Genomic DNA, 10,285 nt, shown 5'->3' with positions numbered 1-10,285 from the left:
ACTCGCTTTCAATTGGTTTTGGTCGACTTGATTGTAGCACAGGACGATATGTCCTTTTGTTGTACATAAAAATAGTGTTGATGGATTTTATCCATCAACACTAAATATCATAGACCCGTTTTTAATGATTAGTCTTTGTGGTGTTTTTTAATGATAGTTACTAATTTCAATCAAGTTGTTATCAGGATCACGAACATACAGTGACGTCAACTTTCCGTGGGCACCAGTTCTTTCAACCGGCCCGGTAATCACATCCACGAAATAACTCTTTAAGTGATGCTGAATATCATCAATATTATCCTTCGCAATCAAGCAAAGATCTGCACTGCCGGGTGTCGGCTTAGCCGCAATGGGTTGGTGTGGCTGGTTAGTGGTCTGAAAGTTAATTTTTTGTTTACCCACTAAGACAGCTTGGCGGTCACCATCGAAGGTCACAATGGGAAGGTCAAATACTTCATGGTAAAACCGTAATGACCGTGCAATGTCAGTAACGGTTAGGGTCAAATGATCGATATCGCGAATATTCACAAGCTCAAATCCCTTCAAAAATAATTCATTATTAAACGTGTCGTACTCATCAGATTTGGCATGAACCATGATTAAAATGTACCAGTTGTGTAAGTTCAAAAGCAGCCAGCTTTAGGCCCGCTGGAAAACGTGCGAGTTAGCGTAAACATGCTTTGCTGGTTCGTCCTACGCCGACTTCCAGGCATTTCCGTCAATTGCTGGAACGCGGTGGACACAGATTTAAGCCGCAACCCACGTCTTAAATACTTGTCTTCCACTAACCAAGCAAAGGACGCTTGCTAAGTGGAATTTCACCGCTGAGCATTGGCCGAAACGCCTTCCAGTCGGGACAGTATTCGAATGGCTGACGGTGATGTACCCAACCTTTGATGGACTTATCATTGTTCCTCATAAACGGTAATTTTGTTAATTAACTGTCAGTCTGAAAGTGATATTGTGGGAGATCACTATTCCTCAAGCGGCATAGTAATAATCGAACGTCTCGACAAAGTGGTTAATGGAACCCTGACGTTTCGTTTGAGGTTCCGGTATCAAAATAGTCAGCGACAAATTTTACCAAGTTAAGTGGCCGTTAATCTGCCATTCGAGGGGGTTCCCAAAACGTGTTCGGTGCCACTAAAGCCTGTGCTTGCTATGCCGACGGACAAATGCCAAAACCACATTAATCTGTTGGCCAGGCAATACTCGGCTTCAACCCGTGGCCCCTCACAGGCTTGAGACTGGAGGGGCTGGGTGACAATGCTCAGTAGCCAAATTATTCTTAGTCGGAAGTGTCTTTCTTCCGGCTTAGAATAAGACTCGTATTTGAGATGACGCGGGTTATGCGTTAGCTCAAATCGACGTCGGCTGCGTTCCAGCAATTGTCACCCAGCCCCGGAGGTCGGCATAGGACGCGCAACGGCTGACGAACAGCAATCTAACTGGTACGTTTTAATCATGATTCATGCCAATAATAATGAGTATAAGACGGTGTTATTCAGTATACCACGATTGATAATGGGACGGATGTGACCGTATTTGGGAAGCAACTCAAAAAATAACAACTGTAACCGTTCACACCGGACGCGACTTTTGACAATGCTTGCTTTTCATAGTAATGTAGGTGTTACTATAAGAAGGAGGGCTATTCGTGATAACAATTCGACCAGCCGATCAAGACGACGCGGGCCAGATAGCACCGCTAATTAATATGATTTTTGATGAAATGCAACTTGAGGAACTAGACGACATTCCTGAACCTGACTTAGAGCAGGCCATTACTGCCGCTTACCGGACACCTGATTATTTGTCTGGTAAGGCAACGACGGTAGTGGCCGAGGCCGATGGTCAAGTGGTCGGGGTAGCGTTTGGTTATCCTGACAAAAATGAGGACGCGGTGGACGACGTGTTAGCACGAGTTACTGCGAATAATGATGCGTTTGGTTCAGCATTTGAAGCTGAAGCTGAAAGTTATGAGCACGAATGGTACCTGGATTCGATTGCGGTCGACCCGAATTATCAGGGTCATGGGATTGGCGGGAAGTTACTCGCCGCCCTGCCAAGATACGCGCGACAAGCTGGTCAAAAGCGGATTGGTTTGAACGTTGACATGGCTAATTTAGGAGCTAAGAAGCTCTATGACCGTTATCATTACGAATCGGTAGGAATTAAGCCTATCGGTGATCGGATGTACTTCCATATGCAATATGAACTAGATAAAGACTTGGTGCTAGCTTAGTATCAGGGCTATCGCAACGGGCCTCGTGATATGACGGGGCCCGTTTTAATACGGGTCAAAATGAAAGTGTAGGTTGAAAACAACATGGCTTTACTAGAAGTAACGGATTTATCGCAAAGCTTTGCGGACCGTAAATTATATGACGATGCGAATTTTACGCTGGAACGAGCGGATCATATGGGTATCGTTGGTCAAAATGGGGCGGGTAAGAGTACCCTAATTAAGATTTTAACTGGCCAGATCTTACCATTATCTGGTCAGATCAAGTGGCAGCGCAACGTTCGAACTGGCTATCTGGATCAATACGCCGATATTCCAGCCGGCATGACGCTATACGCCTTTTTGAAAACGGCTTTTCAACGCTTGTATGATTTAGATGCGCAGATGCAACAACTTTATGCGGATTATGCTGAAAAGATGGATGACCAGTTATTGGAACGTGCAGGTCGGATTCAGGAGACCTTGGAAGCCAATAATTTTTATGATGTTGAGACAGAAATGGAACGGGTAATTACCGGACTAGGATTAGATGAAATCGGTCGGGATCACGTCATCAGTGAGATGTCTGGTGGTCAACGGTCGAAGATCATCTTGGCTAAACTATTGCTGGAAAACCCGGATGTGATTATTCTTGATGAACCGACGAACTACCTCGATACGGCGCATATCAGTTGGTTGGAAGATTATTTGAACGGCTTTGAAGGGGCCGTTATGGTGATCTCTCATGACTATGATTTCTTGCAACAGGTCACAAACTGTATTTGTGACGTGGCATTCGGTAAAATTATTAAGTACCGGGGCGATTTTAAAGCGGCTATGCGGCAAAAAGAAGCGCGTAAGGAAGCCCAACTGAAGGCGTTTGAAAAGCAACAAGTTGTGATTGAAAAAGCCGAAAAGTTCATTCGCAAGAACAAGGCCGGTTCAAAGTCAACGATGGCGAAGTCACGGGAAAAGATGCTATCGCATTTGGATCGGGTTGATCCACCGAGTGAAAATGAACACGCCAAGTTTGCCTTTCCATACCTTGATACGGGTTCTCAAAATGCATTGAGTGTGACGAAGCTGTCTGTTGGGTACGGAAAGCCGTTGTTGGAACCCGTAACTTTTACGATGACCAACGGTGAAAAATTAGCGTTTAAGGGCTTTAATGGGGTTGGTAAATCAACTTTGATCAAGTCAATTTTAGGTGTAATTCCAGCGTTAAGTGGTAAGTCAGATTTTTCGCCATCTGCTAAAATCAATTATTTCAATCAAGATTTGGAATGGGATAACCCACAGTTGACACCGTTACAGACGATTCAAAATGAATACCCTACGATGTTACCGAAGACAATTCGGACTAAGTTGGCTAAGTGTGGGATTAATGCGGCGAATGCGATGAAGCCAATGCACTTACTCAGTGGGGGCGAACAGACTAAGGTTAAATTAGCCTTGCTTGAATTGGTTCCAAGTAACTTCTTAATTATGGATGAACCAACGAACCATTTGGACGATGAAACTAAAGAAGGCCTCAAGCGTGCATTACAGGCTTTCCAAGGTAATCTAATCTTGGTTAGTCATGAGAGCAGTTTTGTGAATGGCTGGGTTGACAAGGAATTGAACGTCGAGAAACTCAGTTTGAAAGAACGACAAGGCTAATTCTTATCCTTTTTAATAGCAGTCCATGCTTGGGCTTGTCTGTGGATAGACATTCAAGCATGGACTGTTTTTGGATGTCCTGATTAGGAGAAAATTATTGTTAGCTGACTAGTTAATTTGAAAATGGACTGCTGGCGATTCAGTAATTATTGGACCGTCAGCGCGCCATTGTCCCCATCGGTAATCGCTAAACCCAAAAAGGCCGTTAATTTGTAAATCGGGAACGAATTTACAAATTAACGGCCTTTTGGGAACAATTATTAATCCGTTAGTAATTGACTTTCAACCGTGGTCTGGTCGCGACCGGCCTGCTTGGACTGATAGAGGTAGTCGTCAACGCGGACGAACCAATCAGTGAAAGTCTGGTCGGTTGGTTGCAATTCTGAAATGCCAATTGAAACGGTCACGTTCAACGTTTGAACGTTAAATTTGATTGGTACTGTTTTCAGTTTACGCTGAATCGTACGCATTATTTGACCAGCTTCAAGCGCTGAGATGCCACGAAAAATGATGACGAATTCTTCACCGCCATAGCGGAAGATCTGACCGTGAGTGCTGCGCTGATTAAGTTCAAGTTCAACAAAATGCGCCACGTGTCGGAGTACGGCGTCGCCAGCCAGATGGCCGTACTGATCGTTAAAGGCTTTAAAGTGGTCAATATCGAACATGACCATAGTGACGGGCCCCATTTGATGGTGCTGATACGCGGCAAACACTTCACGCGCATGCGTGTCAAAGCTGGCGCGGTTACGAATACCGGTTAATTCATCGTAATTGACTTGTTGATCAAAGGTGAGCACTTCATTGAAAAACTTTTGGACGCGATTGACTGCTAAACGAATCAACCACATGTAAAGGACAAAGGCTAGAATGATGACGAGTGTATGGCTCAATTTGAACGGATGAACTGACCAAATAACGCCCCACCAAGTGCCACTATATAGTATTTGGAACAGGAGATACTTCCATTGAGTAGCGTGTAATTCTTGATAGTTATGAGTAATATAGACGACTGTACTAATCAAGATAATGGCCATGGCCAGAAAAACTGGCAGGTACTGCGTGCTGTGGCCCAACCAGATGGCCTGACCATAAATGAACAATGGCATTAACAGGTTAATAATTTCAACGGCCAGGTTGCGCATGGTGTTAAGGCTGAACAGAAGAATCGTTAATTGAACCGTTGCGTAGGTCCAACTGATAATGCTACCTGAATTCAGCGTAATGAATATTTGTCGTAATAGGATCATACTAATGAGGACACTTAAAGCCTCGGCACCATGGGCCCCAATAGTCCAATATCGATTTTGACGACGATGGACCTGTTGCTCTAGGAGGTAGGTCAGAATGGTCATTAGGGTGATCAGGCCAATTGTAATGAGAATGACAATTAGCATTTTGATATTAAAAAGATCTCGGCCTAAGCTCGATAGCGTAAGTAGATGTAACACAGTGCGCCCCCATAATTGTTGCGTTTAATTAATTTGTCCTTTAATCATAACACGTTACGCAGGTAACTGTTAACAGCAGTTTGCAATAATTTAAAAATCATCAAACAGTCTTTACTGAAAAATAACCTAGTCTTTACATAAATATGATGATGATTTAGGCCTCAATACGGCATACTTACCATGTAAGGTTAGATAGCAAACGCAATAAAAAGGAGTTTGTAAAATGCTGCATGGAACGTTCTATGGTGTGATCTTGATTAGTTTCTTGATTGGTATCGGCGTGCAGTGGTATTTTCGTGAATACTTTCAATTATTAGTGTTCGGCCATAGTGTTGAGATTTTATTTATGATGGTATTAGGTTGGTACCAGTTCGGCATGCTCGTTTTACTACCGCTGTTAGTTTTATGGGGAATTGGACTTGGTGCAATTTATGTGATGAACCGATTCGCGTAATTAGTTTGTGTCGTGGAGGTGCCCAATGAGACGATGGTTTGTGAGTTACACGCTAGGAATGATTGTTGGTGCGGTGTTATTTTTGTGTAGTTTAGTTGCCATTCATTGGTTGGGACCACAATTATGGGTGGGCGTGGCTTTAGGTGGGAGTCTATTGGTAGGCTGTAATATTGGCTTAGAAGTTCTCAAGCGTCATTATCAAGTGACGACACCACAAGCGATTTTTAGGTTATTGAATTGGTCCTGAGGTGCCCATAACTGATAGTTGGGTTTGATTTGAAGCGGGCTACCGATCTCTGACATTGCAATTGGAATTCATTAAATAGGCGCATCGAGAAACTAACATGGTTTCTCGGTGCGCCTATTAAGCTACAGTTTCCCTGTGCATGCGGATTAATGATTAATTTTAGACATGTCGTGATCATCGGGCAACGTGAGGCCACGGTTAGGGACACTTGTTGAAAAGACGATCTGAGTACTCGTTTTTCCAAATGTTTGTAATTGGTTGACAAACTCGTCTAATGCCTGCGTTGATTCGAAAATCACTTTCAAAATTTGAGAGTATTCACCCGTGATACAGTCACATTCCAGAATATTAGGAATGCCGGCAACAAATGGGTAAAAGCGCTCCTTTTGCGTTGGTTCAAGTTGGAGTTGAATATAGGCTTTTATGTGGTAATTGAGCTTTTCAAAGTTAAGATTTGCTTGATAGTCACGAATGATGCCACTCTTTTTCAGACGAGTGATGCGAGCGGAAATTGCGGGCGAAGAAATGAAGCATTGATCGGCGAGCGCTTTTAAGGAGATTCGCGCGTCGGCCTGCAAGGCGTTCAAAATCTTCAAATCGGTTTTATCCATCGTTAAAACGCCTCCTAAGTAATTATTAGTATCATAGCATACTTTCACAGTGATTTTTAATATTTAGTGTAAAGTTTCTACTGAAAGGATAGCTTCTTAACGTGCCGAGGTGCCACGGCGGTGGGGGGCGATCGATTAAAGTTAAAATCACTTCAAGGTTTGACCAGGAAGCCAGACGTGGTTCCGGAGATATGGTAAACTGAAAAAATGAGGTGACTAGAATGCAATCAACACGGATTATTGCGGCCGTTGCGAACGTGTGGCGGCAGCCAAACAATACGTCCATCGATACTCCGGCACTAGCAAATGTCGGCTTACAACCATGGTTGGCGCAGTTATCAGATGAAGATACTGTGGCTTTGGAACGCGACAATCGCATCGTGACGCAGGCGTTATTTAACGACGTCTTTTTAGTCGAACAGTTTGTCAATGGCTGGGCCTATGGTTACGTTGTTAATCAGGCCGACTCCCGGCATCCACAGGGGTATCCAGGATGGGTATGGGCGGCGCAATTGTCGACCGTCCCATTGCCGGTTCAAACTGGGCCGATGATTACGATACGGCGTGGCTTTACGCCGTTACTATGCTTAGATGGCCGTACGTTCTTAAATCTTAGCCTTGGAACGGAACTACCCGTTATTAGTAGCAAAGATCATCGTTATTATACGGTCCAGACCCCACTCGGAACGGGCAAAATTGCAAAACGTGCGACGCAGTTTGCATTTAGAACCGCGCGCTTGACACCGGGAGCGACACTCGTTCGACTCGGTGAAGAATTCTTGGATTTACGCTACCTATGGGGTGGCATCAGTGCTTATGGTTTCGATTGTTCTGGATTCGTCTATACCTTGCATCGCAGTCTAGGTATTCGCTTACCGCGCGATGCTCAGGATCAGATCAAGCAAGGAGTGGCGGTCGACATAGCAAATGCCCAGCTTGGGGATCTGTGTTTCTTTGCTCATAATCATGGGAACGGTGCGGTACACCACGTTGCCCTATATGCCGGTGATGGCTGGCTATTACATGCACCCACGCCTGGCAAACACGTGACATACTTGCAGTTAGCAAGCACTTATTTACAAGATGAGTTGGTCGCTGTCAAACGAAATTGGTAATGTGAGTTCAATTGACTTAGATTTAATTAAAGTAGAATATTTCAAAATATTAATGGGGCGGATAAAGTGAAACAAATTAAATGGTGGCTGGTGGCAGTCTTATTAGTCGTTGGCTTAACCGGTTGTGGTTCTCAAACCACTAAGCAACAAGCAACGCAACGGGCGGCAAGTACTAAAAAAATATCGCCGTATGTGAATCAACAGACCCCCACATTTTACGTCCACGGGTTTCAGGGGAGTGCGAAATCAACGAATACCCTGATTGCGCATGCTGAAAAGACTGCTCATGCTCACAAAGTTTTGGTGGCAACGGTCAGTACCAGTGGTCAAGTGACGTTGACGGGTAAATGGCGTGGTCGGGTGCGTAACCCGATAATTCAAGTCGTGTTCAAGAACAATCTGGCCCAGTATGACCAACAGAGTGCTTGGCTGGCTAAGGTGATTACCACGGTTCAACAACAGCACGCGTTTAAACATTATAATATCGTCGCCCATTCTGCGGGCTGTGTCGCTAGCGTTAATATGCTGATGACGCAACAAACGACGACTTTTCCGAAGATCAATAAGTTAGTGACGATCGCTGGCCCGTTTGATGGGGTGGTCGGGGAAGATGATGTTGCTAATCAGAACTCGTTTCTGACTTCTGGGCAACCGAAATATTTACATGCAGCCTATGAATTATTGGCAGCCAAGCGGAGCAATTTTCCTAAAAATGTGCAACTATTGAATATCGTGGGAACCTTGAACGATGGTAGTCATTCGGACAGCTTGGTCACCAACGTGTCGGCCCGTTCCATCAAGTATTTATTGCGTGGGCGGGATGTTGATTACACCGAAAAAGACTTTTATGGGGCCCATGCGCAGCACAGCCAGTTACATGAAAATGCTAAGGTAGCACTGGCAGTTGACCGCTTTTTATGGCATCGATGATATGACCGGGGCTCTGCTAATCAATAGTTGGTTTGGGACTGTGAGTCAGTCACGTTACGCAATTAGAATCAAAATCAAACAAGCTCATCCGGCCTTAGTCAGGTCAGATGAGCTTGTTTGATGATCGTTATCCTGAAGTCAGCGGGTTGGTCTGGGCTAGAGAAAGAATAGAATATAAGCCGTTCGAATAAGGTGGTACAACGCATATAGGGTAATTAAATAAACAACTGAGATACCGCCATATACGGCATATTTATAATTGCGCATGTAAAAACCTCCCTTATAAAATTACCTTTAGTGTAAATCGGAATCTGTTTTTACACAATGCAAACGCCTTCATTATTAGGGCTAAATTTAAATTAAGTCAAAGAAAGAGCATTCTGTTAGCGATAACTTCAAAAATATGATAAAGTTAATTGTTAGTTCGGTGGACTTCACGCTGCCGGATTAAATTTACCTCAGATTTTGGATAAATTAATTTTTAGTATCATGTACTTGCCCCAGTATTGAGTATTAGAATTATTTACAGATTTCCTGAGCATTAGGAAAGGATGTAATTCAATGCGCGTTACCATTAATCGCGGTCAAGAGGTCTACACTGATATTCCCTTAATGACCGCCCGACATCGCTATATCAAAGCGGATGTCTGGGAAATAAAAAAAGCAATTATTGAAAAGTCAGCCATTAACGGGTGGACGGTTCAAGCGCTACAAGCAATGAATTAAAAAATAAACAACGGCCACGGCATTTGCCAGTGGCCGTTTTTGTAGGAGGACGATTTGAATGGCGCATGAAGTCAGTTATCGGCCATTAATCAGTATTACGAACGTAATCTGGAGTTTCGATGCAGTGACCAAGCAACTGCTGGTCCTGCTTATTCAGCGTGATCACGCTCCTTTTGAGAATACCTGGGGATTACCGACGACGTATTTGAGAACGGATGAGAGTGCGGATGAAGCCGCATTGCGATTAGTTCGTGAGAAGTTGGGCGTCCAGCTTGCCCAATTCCATACAGAACAGTTAGGGACGTTTACCGCGGTCGATCGCGTGCCGGGTGAACGCTCACTGGCGTTGACGTATATGGTTTATTTGCCAGTCAAGCCGGAACTAGTTCCGGGGTATGGTGCGCGCGATGTCAAGTGGTTTGCCATTACGCCGCGGGTGGATCGTGATGATCTGGTCGCTGATGGTTTGGCATTTGCTGGTGTTCCCGATTCGCAGACGGAGCGGGAGTTTTATCAACGAATCGCCAAGCAGTTGTTAACCGCCGATCATGGCCTGATCTTAAGAAACGCCCTACAACGTGTGCGCAATCGCCTGGACTATGCTCCTACGATCTTATTAGTGTTAGGTGAGCAGTTCACACTCAAACAGGCGCGCCAGCTGTATGCGATTTTGTGGCGGCAGCCAGTGGCAACTATCGACAATTCAAACTTTCGTAAAACCCACGTTCATTTATTTACAGAGGTGGGGACAGCCCGACCTGGCTCTTCTGGACGCCCCGCTAAGGTATACCGGCTAAAGTAGTTCATTTGACACGTCCAAGTCGGTATGCTACTTTTATAGCACCATAAAGGTAAAAAATACCTAAAT

The 10,285-nt window shown here is 44.4% G+C and carries 11 protein-coding genes; 8 read left to right on the top strand and 3 right to left on the bottom strand.

The genetic code is table 11. The features are described 5' to 3' along the window. Nucleotides 1-147: 147 nt before the first annotated feature. Complete coding sequence (locus tag MZO41_RS15800; RefSeq protein WP_011101813.1) at nucleotides 148-597, bottom strand: VOC family protein; 450 nt, start codon at nucleotides 595-597, stop codon at nucleotides 148-150. A gap of 1,060 nt (nucleotides 598-1,657) precedes the next feature. On the opposite strand from MZO41_RS15800, the gene MZO41_RS15795 reads away from it, so the two are divergent. Both MZO41_RS15795 and MZO41_RS15790 read left to right on the top strand, forming a co-directional pair. Beyond that, a complete protein-coding gene (locus MZO41_RS15795) occupies nucleotides 1,658-2,245 on the top strand; it encodes a GNAT family N-acetyltransferase (protein ID WP_003642738.1) in 588 nt (195 codons plus the stop codon). An 84-nt stretch (nucleotides 2,246-2,329) separates the two neighbouring features. Next, a complete protein-coding gene (locus MZO41_RS15790; protein WP_003642739.1) occupies nucleotides 2,330-3,883 on the top strand; it encodes an ABC-F family ATP-binding cassette domain-containing protein in 1,554 nt (517 codons plus the stop codon). Between the two features lie 260 nt (nucleotides 3,884-4,143). Here MZO41_RS15790 and MZO41_RS15785 read toward each other — a convergent pair whose 3' ends face one another. Then, on the bottom strand, nucleotides 4,144-5,334 hold the full coding sequence (locus tag MZO41_RS15785; RefSeq protein ID WP_003644673.1) for a GGDEF domain-containing protein: 1,191 nt from the start codon (nucleotides 5,332-5,334) through the stop codon (nucleotides 4,144-4,146). 223 nt (nucleotides 5,335-5,557) lie between these two features. On the opposite strand from MZO41_RS15785, the gene MZO41_RS15780 reads away from it, so the two are divergent. Further along, entirely contained in the window at nucleotides 5,558-5,788 is a 231-nt protein-coding gene (locus tag MZO41_RS15780; RefSeq protein ID WP_003642741.1) for a hypothetical protein, read from the top strand. 25 nt (nucleotides 5,789-5,813) lie between these two features. Continuing rightward, complete coding sequence (locus MZO41_RS15775) at nucleotides 5,814-6,035, top strand: hypothetical protein (RefSeq protein ID WP_003642742.1); 222 nt, start codon at nucleotides 5,814-5,816, stop codon at nucleotides 6,033-6,035. Nucleotides 6,036-6,181: 146 nt separating this feature from the next. Here MZO41_RS15775 and MZO41_RS15770 read toward each other — a convergent pair whose 3' ends face one another. After that, nucleotides 6,182-6,646, bottom strand: a complete 465-nt coding sequence (locus tag MZO41_RS15770; protein WP_003642743.1) for an Lrp/AsnC family transcriptional regulator — start codon at nucleotides 6,644-6,646, stop codon at nucleotides 6,182-6,184. 221 nt (nucleotides 6,647-6,867) lie between these two features. Between MZO41_RS15770 and MZO41_RS15765 the strand changes: the two genes are divergently transcribed. The 4 genes from MZO41_RS15765 (at nucleotide 6,868) to MZO41_RS15750 (ending at nucleotide 10,219) form a co-directional block, all read left to right on the top strand. After that, on the top strand, nucleotides 6,868-7,761 hold the full coding sequence (locus MZO41_RS15765) for a C40 family peptidase (RefSeq protein WP_003642744.1): 894 nt from the start codon (nucleotides 6,868-6,870) through the stop codon (nucleotides 7,759-7,761). 66 nt (nucleotides 7,762-7,827) lie between these two features. Then, nucleotides 7,828-8,691: an alpha/beta hydrolase gene (locus MZO41_RS15760; RefSeq protein WP_003644672.1), complete on the top strand. Its 864-nt coding sequence runs from the start codon at nucleotides 7,828-7,830 to the stop codon at nucleotides 8,689-8,691. 561 nt (nucleotides 8,692-9,252) lie between these two features. Further along, nucleotides 9,253-9,417 (top strand): hypothetical protein, encoded by a 165-nt coding sequence (locus MZO41_RS15755; RefSeq protein WP_003642746.1) that lies wholly within the window; start codon nucleotides 9,253-9,255, stop codon nucleotides 9,415-9,417. Between the two features lie 58 nt (nucleotides 9,418-9,475). Then, nucleotides 9,476-10,219, top strand: a complete 744-nt coding sequence (locus MZO41_RS15750; RefSeq protein WP_003642747.1) for an NUDIX hydrolase — start codon at nucleotides 9,476-9,478, stop codon at nucleotides 10,217-10,219. Nucleotides 10,220-10,285: the final 66 nt, after the last annotated feature.

The sequence above is a fragment of the Lactiplantibacillus sp. C232 genome, from assembly GCF_023806725.1.
GTDB classification, from domain to species: domain Bacteria; phylum Bacillota; class Bacilli; order Lactobacillales; family Lactobacillaceae; genus Lactiplantibacillus; species Lactiplantibacillus plantarum.
This window is presented reverse-complemented; position numbering and strand designations above follow the sequence as displayed.

Coding starts and splice junctions, on each gene's coding strand:
- MZO41_RS15770 (WP_003642743.1), bottom strand. CDS start 6,646: ATGGATAAAACCGATTTGAAGATTTTGAACGCCTTGCAGGCCGACGCG.
- MZO41_RS15800 (WP_011101813.1), bottom strand. CDS start 597: ATGGTTCATGCCAAATCTGATGAGTACGACACGTTTAATAATGAATTA.
- MZO41_RS15750 (WP_003642747.1), top strand. CDS start 9,476: ATGGCGCATGAAGTCAGTTATCGGCCATTAATCAGTATTACGAACGTA.
- MZO41_RS15790 (WP_003642739.1), top strand. CDS start 2,330: ATGGCTTTACTAGAAGTAACGGATTTATCGCAAAGCTTTGCGGACCGT.
- MZO41_RS15780 (WP_003642741.1), top strand. CDS start 5,558: ATGCTGCATGGAACGTTCTATGGTGTGATCTTGATTAGTTTCTTGATT.
- MZO41_RS15755 (WP_003642746.1), top strand. CDS start 9,253: ATGCGCGTTACCATTAATCGCGGTCAAGAGGTCTACACTGATATTCCC.
- MZO41_RS15775 (WP_003642742.1), top strand. CDS start 5,814: ATGAGACGATGGTTTGTGAGTTACACGCTAGGAATGATTGTTGGTGCG.
- MZO41_RS15765 (WP_003642744.1), top strand. CDS start 6,868: ATGCAATCAACACGGATTATTGCGGCCGTTGCGAACGTGTGGCGGCAG.